Here is a 22,422-nt window from a genome sequence, read left to right as displayed (position 1 = left end):
CGGAGAAGTGGGCTCAGGTGCGCAGGTCGAGCTGGTCGCCCCCGGTCTCGCGCGGTACCCCCACCACCGCCGACAGGACGATCGTCTCGTCCTCGGCCAGGCCGGTGACCTCCTTCGTGGGGATCTCCTTGAACGCCCGGACGGGCCGCGCGAAGAGACCGGCCGCCGCCGCCGCCAGGCACAGCCCGTGGACGGCCCAGCCGCAGGCGACCTGCGCGGCGCCCCAGCCGGTGGGGCCGAAGCGGGCGAACAGCTCACGGGGGCGGACGGAGAAGAAGACGGTGAGCGGGGCCTTGGCGATGCCGCAGCCGTTGACGGGCGACAACCCGTAGCCGTAGTTCGCCTCCAGCCCCGCGGGGGCGGTCGGATCGGCCTTCCGCAGGTGCGCCGCGCCCTTCTCGAAGCGGTGCACCCCGGTCGCGTACCCCTCGACGTGCTGCACCACGGCGGTGACCGTGACCGCGTCGAAGGCGGCGGCGAGCACCGGGTGCGGCGGCGGGACACCGAGCCAGGCGAGGGCGGCGGTCAGGTGCCGGGCCGGGACCGGGGCGGGGCGTGGTGCCGAGTCCATGCCGTGCAGGGCGCGCGGCATACGGCCGGAGTGGCGCCGCCACAGCAGCTCCGCCCAGTCGGGCACGACCGGGCTGTCCGGCAGGCCGGCCGGGACGGCCGTGGTGAGCGGTGCCGCGCCCGCCGGGTACGTCTGCTCCCGGTTGACGCGTACGACGTCCGTCAGCGAGGGGTCGCCGTCGGGCACCGGCGCGTCCCGCCCGGACCGCGCCGCGGGACCGGGCTCCGCCATGTCGACGAGCCAGGGCAGCGACCACTCCCAGGTCCGTTCGAGACCCAGCTCGCGCAGGACCTCCGGTCCGCCGTCGGTGGGCGGGGTGAGCGTGGCCGGCACCCCGAACAGTTCGAGGCCGAGGCTCAACGCCCGCAGTGCCATGCCGAGTTCGATGGAGACGAGCGACCCGCGGAACCACTGGTACGCCACCGGGATCGCGGTGTAGCGGCCGGTGAGCGCGATGCGGGTGGGCGGCGCTCCGGTGTCCGGGCCGGTGAGCGCGTGGCGGGTCGGCTCCAGCAGCCGCCACGCCGAGCCGTCGCCGTCGCCCACGAAGGCGTGGACGGGGAAGAGACAGCGCGGCGAGGCGTACGGGCGGTGCTCGTTGTACGGGTTCTCCGGTTCCCGGCGCACGGGACCGAACGTCGCCGTCAGGGCGTGCGCCAGGGCGTCGGGTGCCGCCATGGCGTAAGCGGGCACCCGCGGGTACGCGAGCGCCGACAGACGGTCGGTGGTGCCCGCCGGCAGCACCCGGCTCGGCCCCGCGGGACGCGGCGGTTCCGGCGGTACGTGGCTGTCGGGCGGCGGTGTGCTCGCCCAGGTCCAGGGGGGTGGTTCCGGGCGGTCGTCGCCCTGGCCGTACGCGTACCAGAGCGGTTCGCGCGCGATGCTGTTGTCGCCCTCGGGGCCCGGCAGGTCGACCGGGGCGCGCCGGGTCCACTCCGGGGCGGGGGCCGTCACGGGAACGGGTGGGGGTCGTAGGGGATCGCCCGGTGCTCCTGGTCCGTGCCGCGCAGGGCGGCCCGGAGCCGGGGCAGTCCGTCCAGGCGCTGCTGGGCGTGGCCGAAGCACATCGGCACGATGCCGGGGACGACCGCGCGGGCGACCGCGATGCCGGCGTCCGCGTGCTCCCGGCTGGTCTGGTCGACGACGACGACGCGGTCCAGGCCCGCGTCGGCGAACAGCGAGGCGACGTACTCGAGGGTGCCGCGCACATCGCCGTCCGCGGCCCGTTCGAGCCGGCCGGGCCAGTCGGGGAAGGCCTCCTCCAGCGTGACGGCCGGGCCGCCGAGCCCCGCCAGGGCGCGGTCGCGGGTCTCGGGGATCGAGGAGAACCGCACATGGTCCTCCAGCTCCTCCACCAGCCACGGGTCCTCGGCCATCCGCTCGGCCTGCTCACGGGTCCAGTCGACCGGGTTGGTGACGAGCTGGGCCACCTCGCGCAGCGCGCCCCGGATCGCCGACTCCGGCTCCGCCCCCGAACCGGCGGAGGAGAAGGTGGCGGGGAACGGGTTCTTCTCGTTGACGGCGATGACCCACACCACCGGCAGACCGATGTCACGGGTGGCGACCAGCAGATGGACGTCGAAGCCGCGGGCCCGGATCAGCTCGACCATGGCCCGGCTGGTCGGGTCGGTGAGGGAGGCGACGGGGATGTGGGGGAGCGGCGCCGCCCGGTACCAGGACGTCAGGAACGCGTCCCGCTCGGCCAGCTCGAACAGCGAGTGCAGGGCGGCCTCTTCGTAGTTGGCGCCGACCGCGCAGCCGCTGGAGCAGTCGAAGAAGTAGTGCAGGCGGTTCGCGGCACCCGCCACGCGCGCCGCCCGGCGGTCCCGGCGGAACGCGTACTCGTACTGGTAGAAGGCGTGGTCCGCCGGGACCAGCAGCGGACGGCCGTCGGCCAGGTCGTGCCCCCAGGCCCAGTCCATCGGGGTGTCGGCCGTGAACGGCGTCGCCCTGCTGGTCGGATGGGCGAGCTGCTCGGCGGTGTAACGGCCGAGGGTGTCCGGGTCGACGGCGTGGCCGGCGACCTCGCGGTAGGAGCGCCGGGTCACCAGGGGGATGTCGTAGGGGTAACCGCCGAGCCGTTCGTACGCCTCCAGGACGGCGACCGGCTCGGTCTCGGCGAACGTACGGGCCCGGCCGTGGCCCATCGCCGGGGCGTCGGCGACGACGGCCATGCTCATCGCGAACGGGGCGTGGGACTCGCGCAGGATCGCCCGGACCGGTCCGAAGCGGTCGTCGACCAGGCGGTCGCGCAGGAAACCGGGCTCGACGAGCCGGCTCGCCGCGGTGCGGGTGGCGTCGCCGGGGACGGCCGGGCGCGAGCGGAGGGCACGGGGCGGCGGGGTCCCGGTGCTGACCAGGTCCTCGGGGGCGGGCCCGCACGCCGGGCAGTGGAAGCTGCGCGCGATGCGGTGGCGGCGGGTGCCGCGCACGGTCACCGAGTAGGCCTCGCCGGGTACGAGGGGACGGTCCGCCAGGTGTTCCAGGCCGGTGCGCAGGAGTTCGGGCAGCAGCGGCGCGGGGGCGGCGGGCACTCGCGTGGCCTGGGTGAGGTCACCGACGAGCGGGTGGTCGAGGACGGTGCGTTCGCGCACCTCGGCGCAGGCGGCGCAGCCGGACGCGGTGCCCGGCACCCACAGCGGACCGACCATGACCTCGTCGTCGTACAGGCGTACGGAGAGGTGGGGGCCGTCCGCCGCGACGACCGGGCCGCGTTCCCAGGCGAGGTCCCAGCCGAGGTTGACGGAGACGGTCGCCCCGGTGGCGCGGGCCAGTCCGGCGAGGGCGGGCAGCCAGTCGCCGTGTGCCGTCGCGGGCAGCGCGGGGCCTGCCTGGACCGGGTTCTCGGTGGTGGTCGGGTCAGTGGTCGGCATCGGTGGGCTCCTGGGCCGTCCGGGCGGTCACCGGGCCGTGCCAGAAGGGGAGTTCGCCGAGCACGGGGTCCGTGCGGCGGGCCTGTCCCCGGATCGTGGCGAGCGCGGTGAGCTGCCTCCTCAGTGCGGTGCGGGCGGTGTCGTCGGCGGTGAGCAGGGCGTCGGTGGACAGGGCGGCGACGGTGCCGTCGGCCTGGGCGGCGGCGAGTGCCGTGCACAACGCGGCGTACGTCGCGTCGGCGGCCGTGGGTCCCCAGCCGGCGCCGAGCGGCCGGCCGTCGGCGGTGACCTCGGCCAGCGGCCAGTCGACTCCGGCGGTCCGGGCCAGGGCGAGTACGGGAACGGCCGGCCCGAGCCGCGCGCGCAGGGCGGCGAGGATGCGCTCGCCCTCGGCGTGCAACGGGGGAGCGGTGCCGGTCAGGTGCTCGAACCGGTCCCGGCGCTCGGCGAGCCGCCGCAACGCGCCGTCCAGCAACCAGTGTTCACGGGTGAGGCCGGCGGCGCCGCCGGCGCGGTCGCGCAGGGCGGCCAGGGCGGCGGCGACGGTCGCCGTCTCCTGGTGCGCCGCCCAGGCGGTGACCGTGTCCGTGCGGTCCGTGCGGTGCTCCGCCGCGCGCAGGGCGAGGGGCATCTGCGGCAGGTGCTCGCCCTGCGCGGAGGCGAAGAGTCCGGTCCAGCGGGCGGTGAGGGCGGCGGCCTCCTCCAGTGCGGCCACCGGTTCGGGGAGGGGTTCGGCGGGGGCGTCGTCGAGCCGGACCACGACCGCTTCGTCCACGGGGCCGCCCGTGACGGTGACGCGGTCGGCGGTCAGATCGGGGCCGTGCACCACATGGGCCTCGCCGGGCTCCGCGACACCCGTGAGGGTGTCGGCCAGGAGCTGGGCGGCGAGGGCTCCCGCGAGGGAGTGGGCGACGGGCCCGGCCGGGGGCTCGACGCCCTCGGCGCCGGCCCAGACCCCGGCCCGGTCCCGGAACGCCGCCCAGACGGTGGGCGACACCCCGACCGGTCCGACGAGGACCGGCCCCGGGCCGAGCAGCACGGGCACGTGGAGCGTCCCGTGCCGCTCGGACCAGGTCCCGTCACCGGTGAGGAACTCGATGACGGCACGGGGCGAACCACCGGCCCCCGGAAAGTCCGCCGCCGGGTCGCCGGCGGGGGTGAGGGTTTCGGGCGTGCGTGCCGCCGGGGCGCCGGCGGGGGTCGTGGTGCCGGTCTTGTCCGCCGCCGGGTCGCCGGTGGGGGTGAGGGTTTCGGGCGTGCGTGCCGCCGGGTCGCCGGCGGGGGTCGTGGTGCCGGTCTTGTCCGCCGCCGGGTCGCCGGCGGGGGTCAGGAGGGCGGGGTCCGCGTACATCGCCGGGTCGCAGACCGGGACGAGGGGGGTCGCCGTTCCGGCGGCCGGTGGTGTGGTGGTCACGCCGGCCCGGTGCAGGCCGCGGCGGGCCGGGGCGGTCGCCGTGTCCGGGCCCCGCAGTTCCACCCGGGCCCGGCGCAGGCGGGCGAACGCCGCGTACGGGTCGTCGAGGCGGGCGGTCAGGCGGGCCAGGGTGTCGGCGTAGCGGGCGCGGACCTCGGCCGGGGGTTCCGGCTCGGTGAACGCGGCCGGGTCGAGGAGCAGGCCGTTCTCCCGCAGCCGGGCGACGAGGTGCCGTACGGCCGGACGGGCACGCTCCGTGCCGAACTCGGCGACCAGGGCGTCCTCCGTCGTCCCCGCCTCCAGCAGCGGTACGCAGCCGTCCGCCACCGCGTACATGAGGTCCGAGCCGCTCAGCACGAACTGTCCGCGCGTGCCGCTGAAGTACACGCCCCCGGGTACCGGCGCGTAGTGCAGGCCGGGCCGGGCCCGCAGCGGGGCGTCCGCCCCCGGAGCCGTCGTGGCCGGGGCCCTGTCCAGATCGGTCACCGTCACGACCGAGCTCCTTCCGCTTCCGTGTGGTTGACCGGGTCGTACACGAACCGTCCGCCGGCCGTGCGCCCGACTTCGAGCACCCATTCCGTCGCGTGCGTGCCGTCGGTGACACCGGGCAACGCCTCCTCCAGGTAGCCCGCGCCCTTCCCGCGGCGCTCCAGCATCCGCGGCAGGACCCGCACCGCGAGGGCGCTGGACAGGTCCACGTACTGCGGCTTCTGCTGGAGGCGCTTGGACTGGACGTCCGGGGCGCCGACCGACAGCGGACCCTCGTCCTCGGGCGCCGACTTGATGACGACCTCGTCCGGGACCCCGTGCCGGGCCCGCCACGCCGTCAGCGCGAGCAGCCGCTCGTGCTCGTCGGGCCCGGCGGCGACCGCCGTGTCCAGCTCGGCCCCGCCGTACCAGCGGCGGCGGCCGATGAGGACGTCGCCGACCGCCATGCGCGGCGCGGTGCGGGTGTGCTCGCCGTCCCACGGGGTGGCCGCGTGCCAGGAGTTCGGCAGGCTGTTGAAGAGCCGGCCGCTGATCGCCAGGCCGGAGGCCACCGACAGCGGGGGCGGGAACAGGCCCGGATGGCCCGTGCCGAGCGGCAGCACCCTCAGGGGCGCGCCGTCCGCGTCCTCGACCCGCAGTGAGTCCGTCTCCGGGTCGTGGACCAGCCGCAGCGTGAACCAGTCCTCCGGGGTGAGACCGCCCGGCAGCACCGGCGCGTGCGCGTTGACGTTGAGGCGGTGCAGACCGAGGTCCTCGGTGACCCGGGCGCCGTCGTGACCGTAGAAGCGCCGCAGGTGGGCGGCGAGCCGGGGCAGTGCCCGGCCGCCCTGGCGGCGGTCGGCCTCCAGGAACCGCGCGTACAGCATGCCGTGGCCCGGCAGGCCGTCGTTGAGGACGAGCTTGCCGCCGGCCTGCTGGAGCAGCACGCCGTAGATCAGCGGGTCCCGGCGGAAACGGTCGGGCAGCGACCGGGTCAGCCCGGCGACGTCCGCCGCGCTGAGGCTCAGGGTGTCCTCGCCGGCCCGGGCGGTCTTGGTGAGGAGCGCGTGCACCTCCTCGGACAGCTCGCGGCGCAGCAGGTACATGCGCTCCAGCGAGCCGTCCGCCGGGCCGATGCCGGTCAGCGCGGCCGGCCCGCCCGAGCCCTGCGGCCCGTACACGGCGGCCATCGCGGCGGCCCGCCGGGAGACCTCCCCGACGACGAACGGCGCGTGTTCGGCCAGTGGCACGTTCGCCCCGGCCCCGAACCGCTCCGTGAACGCGGCGGTCATCAGGACCCGTACGTCGTGCAGCCAGTCGAAGACCGACAGCAGTTCCACGGCGGGCCCGAGGTCGGTGAGCGGGGCGTGCCAGTCGGAGGTGGCCACCTTCAGCGGCGGCATGACGTAGTCCTCCTCGACCGTGATGTGCGCCGGGCGGCCCACGGCCTGGCTGAGCCGGCCGAGGTCCCCGCGCAGCCCGGCCAGGACCGCGCCCCGCTCCCCGGCGGGCGCCCCGGCCACCCGGGGCAGTCCGGCACGGACCCGGTCGGCCAGTTCCGCGGCGATCGTGTCCCGCGCCGCCGAGAGCAGGTCGTCGTAGTCGGCGGCCCCTGCGCGGTCCTCCGGCTGGGTGAAGGTGCACAGCACGCCCTGCCGGAGAGCCTGCCGCACGCGCCGGTCGGCGTCCTCGGCCGGGCAGCCGGCCCGCGCGGCGACGTGCGCGACCACCGCGGGGAAGTGGCGCGGCCCCATGGACAGCGCGTCGAGCAGGTCGGCGACGGGCCCGTCGAGCGGCAGCGCGAGCCGGTGCATGCCCTGCTCGGAGAACTTCAGGAAGAACAGCTTGCCGCTCTCCGGGTCGGGTGCCGAGGTGGGCGGCAGCCCCACCCACAGGTCCGTCGGATCGGCCTCGTCGGCGGTGGGCAGGCCGCCGAGCACGTAGTGCAGCATCGCCCGGTCCAGGCCCGGTACGGCCAGCGCGCCGGTGAAGGGCACGTCGCCGGGGCGTACGGCCTCCGGGTCGCCGGCGGGGGCGGGTTCGGCGATGCCCACCGCGGTGAACCGGGAGAGCGGGCTGGTGCGCACCATGGACCGGGTGACGTACTGGATCAGTCCGCGTTCCGACTTGCGGGTGCGGGCGTTGACCTTGCCGGGCCCCCCGACCGCCGTGCGGTAGCGCTCGGCCTCCTGGTGCACCTCGGGGGCGACGAGGGCGAGCGAGCGCAGCAGGTCGTCGTCGCCGAGCAGGCCCGCCAGGACGGTCCGTTCGCGGTCGGCGGCGGCCGGGTAGCCGGCGGTGACCGTGGCGCGCAGCCGCTCCCGCTCGGCCTGGACGGCCAGCCAGCGCGCCACCGACGGGAGCTCCGTCACGCGGCCCTCGGGGGCCTTCCGGGGCGCGCGGCCGTTGTGGATCGCCCGGCGCAGCGCGATCAGCTCGCGGCGTTCGGCGTCCGACTCCACGGCACCGATCCGCTCGTACAGTTCCTGCGAGCAGACCTCGGCGGCCTCGGTCAGTTCGGCCTCTGCGGCGGCGAGGCCGGCGAGCAGCCGGCGCAGCTCCGGATCGGCGAGGCGGGCCCTGCGCAGCGGGTTGACGCGCAGGAACCACTGGGGTTCGGGGCTGGTCATCGCGGTGCTCCCGTCGGCTTCGTGGTACGGGCGGTGTGCGGGCGCTCCAGGCGCTCGCGCCAGCTGCTGCCGAGCACGTCGTCGACCGTCTCGGCGATCGCGAAGCACATGTAGTAGCGCTGCATCGGCGACACGGTGAGCAGGGGAAGCTGCTGGTAGAAGAGGTTGGTCAGCAGGCGGAACGCGGCGAAGAACGGCGAGGGCGTGCTGATCGCCCCGGACCCGTGCACGGTGCGGTGGAAGTCGGTGTCCGGCTGCTCGCCGCGCGGCACCGTGGTCACGGCCCCGGGCGGTCCCATCCGCCCCCGGTCGACGCCGTCGGTCACCGAGTCGAGCAGGCCGGCGGTGAGGGCGCCCGAGGCGACCGCGCTGTCCAGCACGCCGGCGCCGTAGGCGAACGCCGTGCGCCACCGGGCGGCCGCGGGCGACACCTCACCGCTCAGCCGCTGTTCGACCACCGCGCGGAGCAGTGGCGCCTCCTTGGCGAGCCGCTCCTGGAAGACGGGCCGCATGTCCTTGCGGGGAGCCGCCCAGGCGAGGAACGCCTCCGCGTGCGACCGGGGGGAGAACACCCCGTGGCCCGGGCCGAGGGCGTGGGTGTCGGCGAGCGCGGCGAACGCCTCCGCGAGCAGCACCGTGCCGCTGCCGGGCTTCTCGGCCAGGCCCTCGATCATCGACAGCACCGGCACGGCGAGGGCGCCGTTCACGACGGTGCGCAGCGGATCGAGGCGCGGCTCGCGGGAGCGCAGGGCCGGGTCGTCGGGAGCGACGGACAGGACCGCGCCGTGGTCGCGCAGCGGCAGGTACGGGGGCTCCACCGCCTCGAGCCGGCCGAACTCGCGGGCCTGCTCCAGATAGGCCTCCTCGGTCAGCGCCCGCGCCGGGTCGAGGGGGCCCGCGTCGAGCCCGGCCGCGACCGCCGTCCAGTCGGCGGCGGTCGCGGCCGGGGCGAGCAGATCGATGTGGGGTCCGTGCAGCCAGCCGCGGCGGACCTGGACGCCGGGCACGCCCCCCTCGCTCAGTTCGCGGGCGGCCGGTACGACGTGCCGGGCCAGCCAGGCCGGCGTCACCGGCATCCGAGTGTGGAGACGCACCCCCGTCAGGTCGGCGGAATCCGGCCTCACGGCAATACGCTCCGGAGCGTCAACCACCATGTCCTTCGCACCTTCCGAGACGAACGGGAAATGAATTCGGGAATGTGCTCCACATCATTGGCGACCGGAATGCGCGGTGGAAGTGGAGAGGGGGTGGTGGCTTACATACGTCACGGTTATCGTGACACCGTGCGCCCTCTTCCGTGAAATTCGGGAGGCGCGCTCCTCACGGCAAAGTCTCGGAATGATCAATTCCGTTTGAGTCGGCCGGCGGACTGGCCGAAAAACGTCTGGCAGTCTCGATGATCGTTGTACTCTCCGCCAATGACGACTGATCCCCCCACCACCGGCCCGACCCCGTCCCTCACGGACGCCGAGTGTCTGGAACTCACCCGGAAACTACGGCGCCGAGGAACCCTCGTGCTCTCCGTGTTCGGCCTGCTGTGGGCCTTCGCCGGGGCCTCCGGAACCGGTTCGGCGACGGACGTCGTGCCGGTGTCCATAGAGGTGGCGGCCCTCGTGGTCACCGCGGCGGCGATCTACCTGGGGCACCGTGAGGACGCCGCGCCCTCGCCCAGGACGGTGAGCCTCCCGGAGAACTGGGCGCGCGGGGTGGGTGTCGTCAACGGCGTCGAGGTGCTGGCCGTCTTCGCCGTCATCGCCGGCTCCAACGCCTCCGGCCGCCCCGAGCTCATCCCGGTCGGCATCGCCCTCGTCGTGGGGCTGCACTTCTTCCCGCTCGCGCGCCTGTACGACCAGTGGCAGTACCGGTGGACGGCCGGGCTGATGACCGCCGTGGCGGTCGTGGGCGCGGTGCTGGTCGCGGCCGGCCTGTCGGACGAGAGCGTGCTGGTCGCGGTGGGCCTGGCCTGCGCGGCGGTGCTCTGGGCCTCCGCGTACCACCTGGCCGTACGGGGCTGAGGACCGCCGGACCGATCGGGGTCGGCGGACCGCCCCGGAAACGAACGCAAGGATGTGCCGACCGGCCAGGTGGCCGGCGGCGCATCCTTGTGCGTTCACACGGTCGTGCTCAGGCGCTCACGCGCGTTCAGCAGGCCGAGCAGGTGCTGGACGAGGAGGACGAGGTGCCGATCGAGCCGCTGGAGGCGCCCATCTCGGGGAGCGCCACGCCGTCGGCGACCTCGAGGGTCTCCAGCTCGTCGGCGTCGAAGCCCTCGAACGCGGTGTCGGCGTCGTTCTTGATGTCCTTGGCGGTCATGTCGTGGTCCTTCCGGGATCCGTGGGTTGGGTGGTTCAGCAGGCCGAGCAGGTGCTGGAGGACGAGGACGAGGTGCCGATCGAGCCGCTGGAGGCGCCCATCTCGGGGAGCGCCACGCCGTCGGCGACCTCGAGGGTCTCCAGCTCGTCGGCGTCGAAGCCCTCGAACGCGGTGTCGGCGTCGTTCTTGATGTCCTTGGCGGTCATGTCATGGTCCTTTCGTCGAATCGGGAGTCCCCTGGACGGAATTCCCGAGCAATCATGCTCCGGGATGATTCCCGGACGCCTTCCGGAATGTTTTCCTTTTCCGTCCGGCTGCGACATCCATATTGCTCGGCCACTCACCCGTGCGCCACCCCCTGCGGATGTCGGCTGACATTTATCACGGCCCGGATGACGTTTCCCCGGTGCCCGGCTTTTCGTCGAGGGCCACCGGAAGTGCCCATTCGGGGCTGTTCACCATGTGCCATTCCTCGCCCGGCTCGGCGGGCATCGCGGACTCGGGCGCCGGCGTGCCCAGCAAGAAGTCGCCGACCGAGGACTCCCGCAGGTAGTCCAGGCCCAGCACGCGGGCGGACAGGTCGGCGTCGCCGTTGCCCAGCCCGCAGGGCGCCAGGCCCATCGCCGTCGCCACCAGGTACATGGTCTGGTAGAGCACACCGGTGTGCCGCAGCGTCGTCGCGTACGCCATCGCCCGGTACTTCCACGCCATGCGCTGGAACCGCGAGGTCACCGTGAAGAGCACATCGGGGCGCACGTCGAACCCGACGGACCGTGACGCCACGCCCAGCAGCGCCCGCCGGTCGTCCTCCGCCCCGCTGACGAGGACCAGGCGGTGCGCGTACGAGTCGTAGTGGTAGACGCCCGGTGCGAGTCCCCCGCAGCGCAGCACCGTGACGTACAGCTCCAGTTCGTGGAGCGAGCCCCCCGCCGGATAGGGCCGCGAGACCACCTCGTCCTCGCCGGGACCGGGCGTGTGGTGGACGCGCACCCGCTGCACCCGGTACAGGAACTCGCCCAGCTCGCGCGCCGTCAGCGCCCGTTCGCCGAAGACGCGGTGGGAGCGGCGGCCCTCGACGGCGGCGGTCAGGGACGGGTCACGGGCGTCGATGTCCGCGCGCCGGGGGCGGTACAGCTCCGTCACGGGGCCGTCCGGCGCCGGCTTCACGGCGGGCAGCGGGTCGATCTGGCCCCGGTACGGGTAGGCCGCGCCGAAGGTCTCGTCGAAGCGGCCGGACCGGACGCGCGAGTGGAACAGCAGGTCGTGGAAGTCCCACTGGCGCAGCACCGGCTCGGTGTCGGACGCGAAGGTGCCGTCCGGGGCGGCGAGTTCGACGAAGCCGGTGCCGACGAGATGGGCCAGGACCGTGAGCGTCTCCGCCTCGCTCAGCCCGGTGCCCTCACCGGCCCGGACCGCCGGCCCCGGCTGCCCCAGCGCGGCGGCGAGTTCACGGGCGGCCCGGTCGGCGAGCACGGCCCGGAACTTCACCAGTGGTGACTCCAGTACGAGCACGCCCCCGCGCGTACGGCAGAGGGCGAACCGCGACAGACGGACCCGCGCGCCGGCGGGCACGGCCGCCGTACGGTGCCCGGCGTCCCGGGCCGTCGGCTCCAGCCGCACCAGCTCCCGCCGCAGCGACGGCCCGTCGTGCGTGAGCACGCTGTACGCCAGCAGGTGGCCGGCCCGCGCCAGCGCGGCGTCGGCCCGCTCCCGCGCGGCGCCGCCGAACCCCTCGTACAACTCCTCGTACGGCACCGGGCCCTCGGCCAGCCGGCCCAGTACGGTGCGCAGGCCACCGCGCACCGGGCGCAGCACGAGTGAGCTCTCGGGGCCGCGCAGCACCGCCGTGTCCGCGGTGTCGTCGAACGTGATCCGCACGTCCGTACGCAGCGCGCGGGCCGCGAACTCGGGCGGTTTCTCCGTGGACACGGGAATCATCAGGGCCTCCGTCAGAGGGATTCGCTGGAAGAACTCGACGAAATCCACTCTGACGCCCGCTACACCCTCTCCGCCCCGGCCGGCCCCACCGCATGACAGTCACCATTCCCGTTCGTGACCGAGGTCATGGAATGCGTGACACATGACAGGGGCGGACCGTCTCCGCTCGGACAACCGAGGCCCGGAGCGCATGCTCGGAACAGGAATTCAACGGCCACCGCCCCAACGACAGAAGGACATTCCCGTGCTCACTCGTCGACATGCGATACGTCTCGGTATGACCACCGGCGCCGTCGGGGCGGTCGGCGCGGCGGGCGGGCTGTTCAAGACGCTCACCGCGGGCGGGCCGGCCACCGTCCCCGTCGCCGCGACGGCGGCCCCGGCGGCCGAGCCGTTCGCGGTGCCGCTGACCGTGCCGCCGGTGCTGGCCCCGTACCGCAGAACCGGACACGCCGACTACTACCGGATCACCACGCGCCGCGCGAGCGCCGAGATCCTGCCCGGCACCCGCACCGACGTCCTGACGTACAACGGCTCCTTCACCGGCCCCACCATCCGCGCCCGCACCGGCCGCAGGACGGTGGTCCGGCACGTCAACGCGCTGGACATGCCGACATCCGTGCACCTGCACGGCGGCAACAACCCGGTGGAGCACGACGGCGGCATGATGGACACGATCGCGCCGGGACGCAGGCGCACCTACGTGTACGAGAACCGGCAGCCCGGCGCCACCCTGTGGATGCACGACCACGCCCACCACATGGAGTCCGAGCACGTCTACCGGGGACTGTCCGGGCTGTACCTGCTGCGCGACCCCGACGAGGACCGGCTCGGGCTGCCCTCCGGGAAGTACGACATCCCCCTGGTCCTGCGCGACGCGGACTTCGACGACGCCGCCGCCATGGTCTACACGATGGACGACGCGCAGAACCGCACGACGATCCTGGTCAACGGCCGGCCCTGGCCGTACCTGAGGGTCGAGGCCCGCAAGTACCGCTTCCGGCTGGTCAACTCGTGCAACCTGCGCATCTTCGTCCTGGCCCTGTCGGACGGCTCGGCCACCCAGCACCCCGTCCAGCAGATCGGCACCGACGGCGGCCTGCTCGCCGCCCCCGCCGAGACACCGGTGCTGGTCCTGTCGCCCGGTGAACGCATCGACTTCGTCGTCGACTTCTCGAAGTACGCGCCCGGAACGCGGCTCACCCTCGCCAACATGCTGGGCCCCGGCCCCACCGAACTCGTCGGCCAGGTCATGCGGTTCGACATCGGTGAGCGGACCCCCGACCGCAGCCGGGTCCCGGACACCCTCGCCACGCTGCCGCCCCTGCCGAAGCCCACCGTCGAGCGCGCCTTCGAACTGAACATGGACGAGCCGGGCACCGGAGGCCACCAGGCCTACATCAACGGCAGGACCTTCGACCCGGACCGCATCGACACCCACGTCGAGTGGGGCAGCACCGAGGTGTGGACGGTCACCAACAAGAGCGCCACCGTTCCGCACAACTTCCATACGCACCTGGTGCAGTTCCGCATTCTCGAACGCGACGGGCAGCCGCCGTATCCGGCCGAGACCGGATGGAAGGACACCGTGCTGCTCTTTCCCGGACAGACGGCGAAACTCCAGCTCACCTTCGATTCGCACCGGGGTGTCTATCCGTATCACTGCCACATGATCGACCACAGCGCCATGGGAATGATGGCGCAGATGAAGATCGCCTGATCTCCCGAAGGAATTCCGATGAGTTCCGACGAAAAGAAAGGAGGACCATGACCACCACCGGAACCCTCGCACTCCCCTACGCCCGCCGGCTGCTCGCCGCACTGGAACGGGACCCCACCCGGGTCGTCGTGCACCGGCCCGACGCGGCCGTGACGGCGGGGGAGCTGCGCGCGTCCCTCCTGGGCAGCGCCGCCCTGCTGCGCTCCCTGCGGGTCGGCCCCGGCACCACGGTGGCCATCCTGACCGGCCCCAACCACCCGCTGATGCTCAGCGCCCGCTACGCCGTGCACCTGCTCGGCGCGACCTCGGTGTACGTCCGCTCGATGAACCCGCGCACGGACACCGAGACCTTCTCCCTTGCCACCCAGACCGAACTGCTGCGGGACCTCGCGGTGCCGCTGCTGCTGGTGGACGAGGAGGACGAGGAGAGCGCGGCCCGCGGCAGATGGCTGGCCCGCCGCCGGCCCGGACTCACCGTGCGGGCGATCCCGCGCACGGCGGACGGCCCCGGCACCGCACCGCCGGCCGAGCCGCCCCGGCCCGACGACCTGGCCGTCGTCGACTTCACCAGCGGCAGCACCGGCCGGCCGAAGATGGTCGCGCAGCGCCACGGCATCCGCGAACACCTCGTCCGGCGCCTCGCCGACGGACTCGACCCACGGGGCCCGGCCACACTGCTCTCCGTCACCCCGGTCAGCCACACGACCGCGCCGATGGCCGACGCCGTGCTGTGCGGAGGCGGCACGGTGGTGCTCCACGACGAGTTCGACGCCGACGCCACGCTGTCGGCCATCGCCGAACACCGGGTCACCGACGCCTACCTGGCCGTACCGCACCTGTACCGGCTGCTCGACCACCCGCTGGTCACCTCGTACGACCTGTCCTCGCTGCGCCGCATCACCTACAGCGGCACCCCGGCCGCCCCCGAACGGGTCCGCGACGCGGTACGGCTCTTCGGCGACGTACTGATCCAGGTGTACGGCACCACGGAGGCCGGCGGCATCAGCAGCCTCACCCCGCTGGACCACCGGGAGCCCGAACTGCTCGGCTCGGTCGGCCGGCCCTTCCCCTGGGTGCGGGTGGAGATCCGCGCGCCCGGCACCGGCACCCCGCTGGGGCGCGGGCGGAGCGGCGAGATCTGGATCGACTCGCCGACGGTGTCCGCCGGTTACCTGGACGACGCGGAGCTGACCGCCGGCACGTACCGCGACGGCTGGCTGCGCACCGGCGACCTCGGGCACTGGGACCCGTACGGCTATCTGCGGCTGGACGGACGGGTGGGCGACGTCATCAAGCACGGCGGCCTCAAGCTCGACCCGGCCGCCATCGAGGCCGCGCTGCTCCGGCACCCCCAGGTGCGCCAGGCCGCGGTGTTCGGCGTGCGGGACGAGGACCTCGTGGAGCAGGTGCACGCCGCCGTCGAACTGCACTCGGGCGCCGGGCACACCTCCTGCGACCTGCGGGGCTACGTCGCGGCGACGCTCACCCCGGAGCACGCCCCGGTCGGCGTCTCCGTCTGGCCCGAACTGCCGCTCACCCCGTCCGGCAAACCCGACCGGACCCGGCTGCGCGGTGCGACCGCACCGGTGCGCGCGGCACCCCCGCCCGCCGCCGAGACGCGCGGCACCGGCCCACCCGACCCCGGCGCCGAGGTGGACGGCCCGCCCGGACACCACGCCCGCCGGCGCACCGATCCGCGCAACAGAAAGGGCACTCCATGACCGGATTCGGCCACTTCGCCAGGTCACTGCGGTTGCGGCGGCTCTACCGCCACAGCACGGCAGGCCTGATGATCACCCCTCTCGACCACTCGATCAGCGACGGGCCCGTGGTGCCCCGCGGCACGACCCTCGACCAGCTCGCCGGACAGCTCGCCGCCGGTGGCGCGGACGCGGTCGTCGTGCACAAGGGCAGCGTCCGCCACATCAGCCCGGAGCGGTTCGCCGCGATGTCGCTGATCATCCATCTCAACGCGTCCACCAGCCAGGCGCACGACCCCGACGCCAAGTACGTGGTGACCGAGGTCGAGGAGGCGCTCCGGCTCGGCGCGGACGCGGTGAGCGTCCACGTCAACGTCGGCTCGGACGACGAACGGCAGCAGATCGGCGACCTCGGACGGATCGCCGACGCCTGCGACCGGTGGAACCTGCCGCTGCTCGCCATGGTGTACCCGCGTGGCCCGCGGGTCACCGACCCGCGCGACCCGCAGCTGGTGGCGCACGCCGTCACCGTCGCCTCCGACCTGGGCGCGGACCTGGTCAAGACCGTCTTCCTCGGCTCGACCGCGGAGATGCTCGACCTGACCGCCGCCTGTCCGGTGCCGGTGCTGGTCGCGGGCGGTCCCGCGATGCCCACCGAGGAGGACGTCCTCGCCTATGTCCGCGACGCCCTGGCCGGCGGCGCGGGCGGGGTGGCGATGGGCCGCAACATCTTCCGGGCCGCCGATCCCCGGCGGCTCGCCGCCAAGGTGGCCCGGCTGATCCACCACTTCCCGGAGCAGCACTTCGGCACGCTCGCCTTCCCCGCCGGGGCCGGCGTCCACCGGGACGAACGGCTGACCCCCGACCACCTGGACGACCCGGCGCCGCTGACGGCGTCCGGCGCCTTCCCCGAGAACACCCACCACCTCTCCGACCTTTCGCATCCGACAGGAGGTCCGCACCATGACGGACGCAAAACTGTGCTGGCTTGACATCCGAGGCGCCGGAAACGCCACCGAAGCCGTCCTCGAAGAGGCCCTGCACCAGCGCATCGACGGCATCGTCGCCGCCGACCCGGCCGCCTTCGCCGGCCTGCCGCCCACCGTCCGCAAGGTCCTGCTCTTCGAGGACGGCACCGACGCCGTCCCCGCCGATCTCGGCGCCGCCGACCTGGTGGTCGTGCCGGGCCCCCGGGAGGAGCGCGCCGCGCTCCAGGAGGCCCACCCGGACGTCGAGTTCGGGCGGTACGTGGAGATCGTCGACGCCGACACGCTCGAGGACGCCTGCCTCGCGGCACGGCTGGAACCGTGGAGCGTCCTCGACTTCCGCGACCCCACCAAGATCCCGCTCGAGATCGTGATCGCGGCGGCCACCGGCGCCCCCGGCTCCATCATCACCACCGCCTCCAACACCGAGGAGGCCGAGATCGTCTACGGCGTCCTCGAACTCGGCTCGGACGGCGTGCTGATGCGGGCCAACACGGTCGGTGACGCCACCGCGCTGCGCACCGCCGCCAGCGCCCGCGGCGGAGAGATCGACCTGGTGGAGCTGACCGTCACCCGCACCACCCACATCGGCATGGGCGAACGGGCCTGCGTCGACACCACGAGCCACTTCCGCAAGGACGAGGGCATCCTGGTCGGTTCGCACTCCAAGGGCATGGTGCTGTGCGTCAGCGAGACCCACCCGCTGCCGTACATGCCGACCCGCCCGTTCCGGGTCAACGCCGGCGCCCTGCACTCGTACACCGTCTCGCAGGGCGGACGCACCCACTACCTCAGCGAACTCCACGCCGGCAGCAAGGTGCTGGCCGTCGACACCAAGGGCCGCACCCGGCCGGTCAGCGTCGGCCGGGTCAAGATAGAGACCCGCCCGCTCATCTCCATCGACGCGGTGGCCCCGAGCGGACAGACCGTCAACCTGATCCTCCAGGACGACTGGCACGTACGGGTCCTCGGCCCGGACGCCGCGGTCCTCAACTCCACCGAACTCAAGCCGGGCGACACGATCCTCGGACACCTGCCGACCGCCGACCGCCACGTCGGCTACCCGATCGACGAGTTCTGCCTGGAGAAGTGAGTCCCGCACGCTCTCGTACACCCGTCGCGCCCGTGCCCGTACGAGCGTGACGAGCAGGCGCACCATCCCGCCCCGCCCCGGCGCCCACCGTGCCGGGGCAGGCGCGCGTCCGCTCACAACAGCCCGTGTTCCCCGGCGATGCGCGCCGCGTCGAACCGGTTGCGCCCCCCGAGCTTCTTGATGGCCGCCGACGTCAGATTGCGTACCGTGCCCGCCGCCAGGTACAGCTCTCCCGCGATCTCCTTCACGGTCGCCCCGCCGGCCGTCAGCCGCAGCACGTCCACCTCCCGCACGCTCAGCATCGTCTCCCCGACCGTCACCGGCCGCAGCAGCGACGGGTCGACGGTCAGACAGCCGCCCGCCACCCCCATCAGCGTCGTCACCAGCTGGGGCAGCCGGGCGTTCTTCGGTACGACACCGAGCGCGCCGGCCGCCACCGCCCGGTCCACCACCGACGGCGTGGCCGCCCCCACCATCAGCGCGACCCCGCACTTGGGGTGGTGACTGCGTACGTCGGTGGCGGTGCGCAGCGCCTTGCCCGCCATCGTGGACTCGCCGAGCAGCAGGACGGTGGGCCGGTGCCGCTCCACCGCCGGCAGCACGGCGTCGCACGACGTGGCCAGCCCGACCACCTCCAGTCCGTCGACGCCGTTGAGCGTCTCGGCGAAGGCCTCCAGGACGAGTTGGTGATCACCTGCGACGACTACCCGTATCGACATGCTGAACCCCCGTGCGGACGAACGGTGAGAAGGACTCGTGGAAACCAGGCCCCAGGGCCTGCGTGCCGTGTGCGGCGGACCGTCAGCCACTGCGGACCGTCAATGACCCTCGTGCGAGCGGGCGAACCGTTCGATCAGCCGGTCCGCGACCGACTGCGCGGCCCGCTCGTGACCGGCGCCGTCGTGCTCCGGGCCGATCTCGATGTGCTCGGCCCCGGCCGGCAGGGCCGCCGCGACGACGGCCGAGACGGCGCGGAAGTCCCGGGCCAGGCCCCCGCTGCCGGGACCCGACGGGATCACCACGACGCACGCGGCCACCGGGCCGAGGTCGCCGGCGATCTGACGGGGCAGGGCGCGCAACGTCTCCGGCCGTGTGACGTCCACCTGGTAGGGCAGCGCGACCAGTCCGATACCGGCCAGTTCCTTGCAGAGGAACGCCGCGTTGGTGGCCGCGTCGTCGTCGCGTCCCGGATGACCCGCGCCGACCACCGCCACCGCCGCGCCCGCCGCGCTCAGCCGGGTGGCCACACTGCGGCCGGCGCCGGTGGTCGCGTCCATGACGAGCACGACACAGCCGTTCAACGGAGGGACGACAAACGCGACTGTGTGCGACACCGGAACTCCTGAACAGGTAGCGTGGCGAGAACGTGAAGGATCTACGGGGGATGCTTCGCCGAGCGTGCGGTGTCTCCCCCCCCCCCGTGCCGCGCCGCAGACGTCCGGCCCGGTGTGGTGCCCGGTCCGGACATGTGGTTCAAGGGGGAAACACCACGTGGAAGACGCATCTCCACTCGACCAGCGAACGCTTGCCGTCTACCGCGCGATCCTGTTCCACAAGGAACACGATCCGGCCAGGCTCGCCGCCCTCCTCGGCATCGCCGCCGACGAGGTGGAGGAGGCACTCGCCCAGCTGTCCGAGCTGTCCCTCCTCGCCCCGTCCCGGGACTCTCCCGGAGCGCTGCGCGCGGTGAACCCGTCGCTGGGCCTGAAGGTCCTGCTCCAGCGGGAACAGGACGAACTGGCCTACCGGCAGCAGCGCATCGAGCAGAACCGGGCCGCGCTGGCCGCGCTGGCCGCCGAGTACACGGCGTCGAGCCGGTCCGGTCTCGACGGCACCGAGGAGCTCGACGACGTCGACGACATCCGCATCCGCCTGGAAGCCCTGGCCGAGGGATGCCGGCACGAGGTCCTGGCGTTCCACCCCGTGGGCGGACTCACCGCGGAGTCGATCGAGGCGGCCCGCCCGCTGAACGAACGGGCGCTCGCCCGCGGGGTCCGGTTCCGTTCGATCCACCTCGACAGCATCACCAACGACCGGGTGACCAGGGAACACGCCCAGTGGATGGCCGACCACGACAGCGAGATCCGTACGTCCCCGACCCTGCCGATGCGCCTGCTGATCGTCGACACCACCACCGCGGTGGTGGCGGGACTGCCCGGTCAGACGGGCCCCTCGGCGCTGCTGTTCAGCAACCCGCCCGTGGTGCTCGCCATGCGGGCGCTGTTCGAGGCGTACTGGGAGCACGCGACCCCGTTCCATCAGGAGTCCTCCGTCAAGGACGACGCCCACGGGCTCACCCCGCAGGAGCGCAAGCTGCTCCAGCTCCTGGCCACCGGCCTCACCGACGAGGCGGTGGCGCGGACGCTCGGGATCGGGGTGCGCACGGAGCGGCGGATCATGGCCGAGCTGATGGACCGGCTCGGCGCCTCCAGCAGGTTCGAGGCGGGCGTGCAGGCGGCTCGCCGGCAGTGGATCTGAGGCGCGGCGTCCGGCGCCCCGCCCGGCAGGGCGGTCACGGCCGGGCCGGCGGGGCGGGCCAGGTGAAGTCGTCGGGCCGGTCGACGGGCGGGGCGGGCCAGGTGAAGTCGTCGGGCCGGTCGACGGGCGGGGCGGGCCAGGTGAAGTCGTCGGGCCGGTCGACGGGCGGGGTGGGCCACGTGAAGTCCCGGGTGGTGGCCATCGCCTCCTGCCCGGCCGCGCCGGCGGCCTGGGCGGGCACCGCCCAGGCGAGGGTCGCCAGGACGGCGGTGGTGAGGACGGTGGCCGCGGTACAACGGTTGGTACGGATCATGCTGGTCTCCATTCCATGCGTAAGCCAGTGCCGTTGCGACGGTGCGCATGGAGCCAGTGGTGCCTTCAGCTCCCCCGGGCCGGTCCGCGTTCCTCGCGCTTTCCGGCCGCTGCTAAGAGAGAACCATCACGCCACCCCCGCTGTCCGCATCCGGCCAGGCCAGGAAGCTGCCTGGCAGGGAGCTGCCCACGCGGCGGAGGCGGTCCGCGGCACCGCCTACCCTTAGGGGCATGAGCAGCATCGACCGGAGCCAGTCAGTGGGCGGCACGCGCACCTACGAAGTACGCACCTACGGGTGTCAGATGAACGTCCACGACTCCGAGCGATTGTCCGGGCTGCTGGAGGACGCGGGCTACGTCCGCGCCCCCGAGGGCGCCGACGGCGACGCGGACGTCGTCGTCTTCAACACCTGCGCCGTCCGGGAGAACGCCGACAACAAGCTGTACGGCAACCTCGGCCACCTCGCCCCGAAGAAGGCGAGCCGCCCCGGCATGCAGATCGCGGTCGGCGGCTGCCTCGCGCAGAAGGACCGCGACACCATCGTGAAGCGTGCCCCCTGGGTCGACGTCGTCTTCGGCACGCACAACATCGGCAAGCTGCCCGTCCTCCTGGAGCGCGCCCGCGTGCAGGAGGAGGCGCAGGTCGAGATCGCCGAGTCGCTGGAGGCGTTCCCCTCCACGCTGCCCACCCGGCGCGAGAGCGCCTACGCGGCCTGGGTGTCCATCTCCGTCGGCTGCAACAACACCTGCACCTTCTGCATCGTCCCGGCGCTGCGCGGCAAGGAGAAGGACCGCCGCCCCGGCGACATCCTCGCCGAGATCGAGGCCCTGGTCGCCGAGGGTGTCTCCGAGATCACCCTGCTCGGCCAGAACGTCAACGCGTACGGGTCCGACATCGGCGACCGCGAGGCGTTCAGCAAGCTGCTGCGGGCCTGCGGGAAGATCGACGGCCTGGAGCGCGTCCGCTTCACCTCGCCGCACCCGCGGGACTTCACCGACGACGTCATCGCCGCCATGGCCGAGACGCCGAACGTCATGCCGCAGCTCCACATGCCCCTGCAGTCCGGCTCCGACCCGGTGCTGAAGGCGATGCGCCGCTCCTACCGGCAGGAGCGCTACCTCGGGATCATCGAGAAGGTCCGCGCCGCCATCCCGCACGCGGCGATCAGCACCGACATCATCGTGGGCTTCCCCGGCGAGACCGAGGAGGACTTCGAGCAGACCCTGCACGTGGTGCGCGAGGCCCGCTTCGCGCAGGCGTTCACCTTCCAGTACTCCAAGCGGCCCGGCACCCCGGCCGCCGAGATGGACGGCCAGATCCCCAAGAAGGTCGTCCAGGAGCGCTACGAGCGTCTCGTCGCCCTCCAGGAGGAGATCTCCTGGGAGGAGAACAAGAAGCAGGTCGGCCGCACCCTGGAGCTGATGGTCGCCGAGGGCGAGGGCCGCAAGGACGGCACCACCCACCGCCTCTCCGGCCGCGCCCCCGACAGCCGCCTGGTGCACTTCACCAAGCCGGAGCGGGAGGTGCGCCCCGGCGACGTGGTCACCGTCGAGATCACCTACGCCGCCCCGCATCACCTCCTCGCCGAGGGCACGGTGCTCGATGTGCGCCGCACCCGCGCGGGGGATGCCTGGGAGAAGCGGAACACCGAGAAGGCGGCGCGGCCCGCGGGCGTGCTGCTCGGCCTGCCCAAGGTGGGCGTCCCCGAGCCGCTGCCGGCGGTCACCGGGGGCTGCGCCGTCGACTGACCGGACCGTGACGGGGCGCATGGTTCAGCGGGTCGTCGTGGAGGAGCCGTACGACACGCACCACCACGTACCACGGGGAGTTCAAGGGCGGACCGGTCACCCACTGCCTGCGGTACGGCCTCGCGGAGCGCGTCCGGAGCACGGACGGCCCGTGAAGGCGGGGGTGCCGTTCCGGGC

General features: G+C 73.6%; 18 protein-coding genes. 7 read left to right on the top strand and 11 right to left on the bottom strand.

The genetic code is table 11. From position 1 onward, the window contains the following. Positions 1 to 13: 13 nt before the first annotated feature. From ACIA6T_RS27360 to ACIA6T_RS27340, 5 genes are read right to left on the bottom strand one after another with little or no spacing between them, the layout of a single operon-like run. Positions 14 to 1,525 carry a nitroreductase family protein gene (locus ACIA6T_RS27360; protein ID WP_399449133.1) on the bottom strand — a complete coding sequence of 504 codons (1,512 nt, stop codon included), beginning with the start codon at positions 1,523 to 1,525 and terminating at the stop codon, positions 14 to 16. Next, on the bottom strand, positions 1,522 to 3,444 hold the full coding sequence (locus ACIA6T_RS27355) for a TOMM precursor leader peptide-binding protein (RefSeq protein ID WP_399449132.1): 1,923 nt from the start codon (positions 3,442 to 3,444) through the stop codon (positions 1,522 to 1,524). The genes ACIA6T_RS27360 and ACIA6T_RS27355 overlap by 4 nt, the downstream gene beginning before the upstream one ends. Beyond that, entirely contained in the window at positions 3,431 to 5,350 is a 1,920-nt protein-coding gene (locus ACIA6T_RS27350; protein ID WP_399449131.1) for a hypothetical protein, read from the bottom strand. Before ACIA6T_RS27350 ends, ACIA6T_RS27355 begins: the two co-directional genes overlap by 14 nt. Then, positions 5,347 to 7,956 (bottom strand): lantibiotic dehydratase, encoded by a 2,610-nt coding sequence (locus tag ACIA6T_RS27345; RefSeq protein ID WP_399449130.1) that lies wholly within the window; start codon positions 7,954 to 7,956, stop codon positions 5,347 to 5,349. The genes ACIA6T_RS27350 and ACIA6T_RS27345 overlap by 4 nt, the downstream gene beginning before the upstream one ends. Next, a complete protein-coding gene (locus ACIA6T_RS27340; RefSeq protein WP_399449129.1) occupies positions 7,953 to 9,032 on the bottom strand; it encodes a hypothetical protein in 1,080 nt (359 codons plus the stop codon). Before ACIA6T_RS27340 ends, ACIA6T_RS27345 begins: the two co-directional genes overlap by 4 nt. A 342-nt stretch (positions 9,033 to 9,374) precedes the next feature. On the opposite strand from ACIA6T_RS27340, the gene ACIA6T_RS27335 reads away from it, so the two are divergent. Further along, complete coding sequence (locus ACIA6T_RS27335; protein WP_399449128.1) at positions 9,375 to 9,971, top strand: DUF7010 family protein; 597 nt, start codon at positions 9,375 to 9,377, stop codon at positions 9,969 to 9,971. 127 nt (positions 9,972 to 10,098) lie between these two features. On the opposite strand, the gene ACIA6T_RS27330 is transcribed toward ACIA6T_RS27335, so the two are convergent. The 3 genes from ACIA6T_RS27330 to ACIA6T_RS27320 all read right to left on the bottom strand — a co-directional run bounded on the left by ACIA6T_RS27330 (position 10,099) and on the right by ACIA6T_RS27320 (position 12,207). Beyond that, complete coding sequence (locus tag ACIA6T_RS27330) at positions 10,099 to 10,269, bottom strand: thiazolylpeptide-type bacteriocin (protein WP_366483035.1); 171 nt, start codon at positions 10,267 to 10,269, stop codon at positions 10,099 to 10,101. A 35-nt stretch (positions 10,270 to 10,304) separates the two neighbouring features. Beyond that, positions 10,305 to 10,475, bottom strand: coding sequence for a thiazolylpeptide-type bacteriocin (locus ACIA6T_RS27325; protein ID WP_366483035.1), 171 nt, complete (start codon positions 10,473 to 10,475; stop codon positions 10,305 to 10,307). A 175-nt stretch (positions 10,476 to 10,650) separates the two neighbouring features. Continuing rightward, the gene (locus tag ACIA6T_RS27320) at positions 10,651 to 12,207 is read right to left on the bottom strand and encodes a SagB family peptide dehydrogenase (RefSeq protein ID WP_399449127.1); all 1,557 of its coding nucleotides are present in this window, start codon (positions 12,205 to 12,207) and stop codon (positions 10,651 to 10,653) included. Between the two features lie 244 nt (positions 12,208 to 12,451). On the opposite strand from ACIA6T_RS27320, the gene ACIA6T_RS27315 reads away from it, so the two are divergent. From ACIA6T_RS27315 to ACIA6T_RS27300, 4 genes are read left to right on the top strand one after another with little or no spacing between them, the layout of a single operon-like run. Next, positions 12,452 to 13,927: a multicopper oxidase family protein gene (locus tag ACIA6T_RS27315; protein ID WP_399449126.1), complete on the top strand. Its 1,476-nt coding sequence runs from the start codon at positions 12,452 to 12,454 to the stop codon at positions 13,925 to 13,927. 47 nt (positions 13,928 to 13,974) lie between these two features. Beyond that, positions 13,975 to 15,648: a class I adenylate-forming enzyme family protein gene (locus tag ACIA6T_RS27310; protein ID WP_399449125.1), complete on the top strand. Its 1,674-nt coding sequence runs from the start codon at positions 13,975 to 13,977 to the stop codon at positions 15,646 to 15,648. Beyond that, a complete protein-coding gene (locus ACIA6T_RS27305; RefSeq protein ID WP_399449123.1) occupies positions 15,645 to 16,619 on the top strand; it encodes a 2-amino-3,7-dideoxy-D-threo-hept-6-ulosonate synthase in 975 nt (324 codons plus the stop codon). Before ACIA6T_RS27310 ends, ACIA6T_RS27305 begins: the two co-directional genes overlap by 4 nt. Further along, positions 16,591 to 17,706 (top strand): 3-dehydroquinate synthase II family protein, encoded by a 1,116-nt coding sequence (locus ACIA6T_RS27300; RefSeq protein ID WP_399449122.1) that lies wholly within the window; start codon positions 16,591 to 16,593, stop codon positions 17,704 to 17,706. Before ACIA6T_RS27305 ends, ACIA6T_RS27300 begins: the two co-directional genes overlap by 29 nt. A gap of 113 nt (positions 17,707 to 17,819) precedes the next feature. On the opposite strand, the gene ACIA6T_RS27295 is transcribed toward ACIA6T_RS27300, so the two are convergent. Next, positions 17,820 to 18,425 carry a response regulator transcription factor gene (locus ACIA6T_RS27295; RefSeq protein WP_399449121.1) on the bottom strand — a complete coding sequence of 202 codons (606 nt, stop codon included), beginning with the start codon at positions 18,423 to 18,425 and terminating at the stop codon, positions 17,820 to 17,822. A 99-nt stretch (positions 18,426 to 18,524) separates the two neighbouring features. Continuing rightward, complete coding sequence (locus tag ACIA6T_RS27290) at positions 18,525 to 18,983, bottom strand: hypothetical protein (RefSeq protein WP_399449120.1); 459 nt, start codon at positions 18,981 to 18,983, stop codon at positions 18,525 to 18,527. 214 nt (positions 18,984 to 19,197) lie between these two features. Here ACIA6T_RS27290 and ACIA6T_RS27285 point away from each other — a divergent pair, with 214 nt between their 5' ends. Then, the gene (locus tag ACIA6T_RS27285) at positions 19,198 to 20,184 is read left to right on the top strand and encodes a LuxR C-terminal-related transcriptional regulator (RefSeq protein WP_399449119.1); all 987 of its coding nucleotides are present in this window, start codon (positions 19,198 to 19,200) and stop codon (positions 20,182 to 20,184) included. Between the two features lie 34 nt (positions 20,185 to 20,218). On the opposite strand, the gene ACIA6T_RS27280 is transcribed toward ACIA6T_RS27285, so the two are convergent. Then, positions 20,219 to 20,425, bottom strand: a complete 207-nt coding sequence (locus ACIA6T_RS27280) for a hypothetical protein (RefSeq protein WP_399449118.1) — start codon at positions 20,423 to 20,425, stop codon at positions 20,219 to 20,221. Positions 20,426 to 20,727: 302 nt separating this feature from the next. Here ACIA6T_RS27280 and miaB point away from each other — a divergent pair, with 302 nt between their 5' ends. Then, complete coding sequence (gene miaB, locus ACIA6T_RS27275) at positions 20,728 to 22,245, top strand: tRNA (N6-isopentenyl adenosine(37)-C2)-methylthiotransferase MiaB (protein WP_399449117.1); 1,518 nt, start codon at positions 20,728 to 20,730, stop codon at positions 22,243 to 22,245. Positions 22,246 to 22,422 lie beyond the last annotated feature (177 nt).

The organism is Streptomyces sp. NPDC051740 (assembly GCF_044453165.1).
GTDB lineage: Bacteria > Actinomycetota > Actinomycetes > Streptomycetales > Streptomycetaceae > Streptomyces > Streptomyces atrovirens.
Note: the sequence above shows the minus strand (reverse complement) of the source record. Positions and strands in the feature narration are given on the sequence as shown.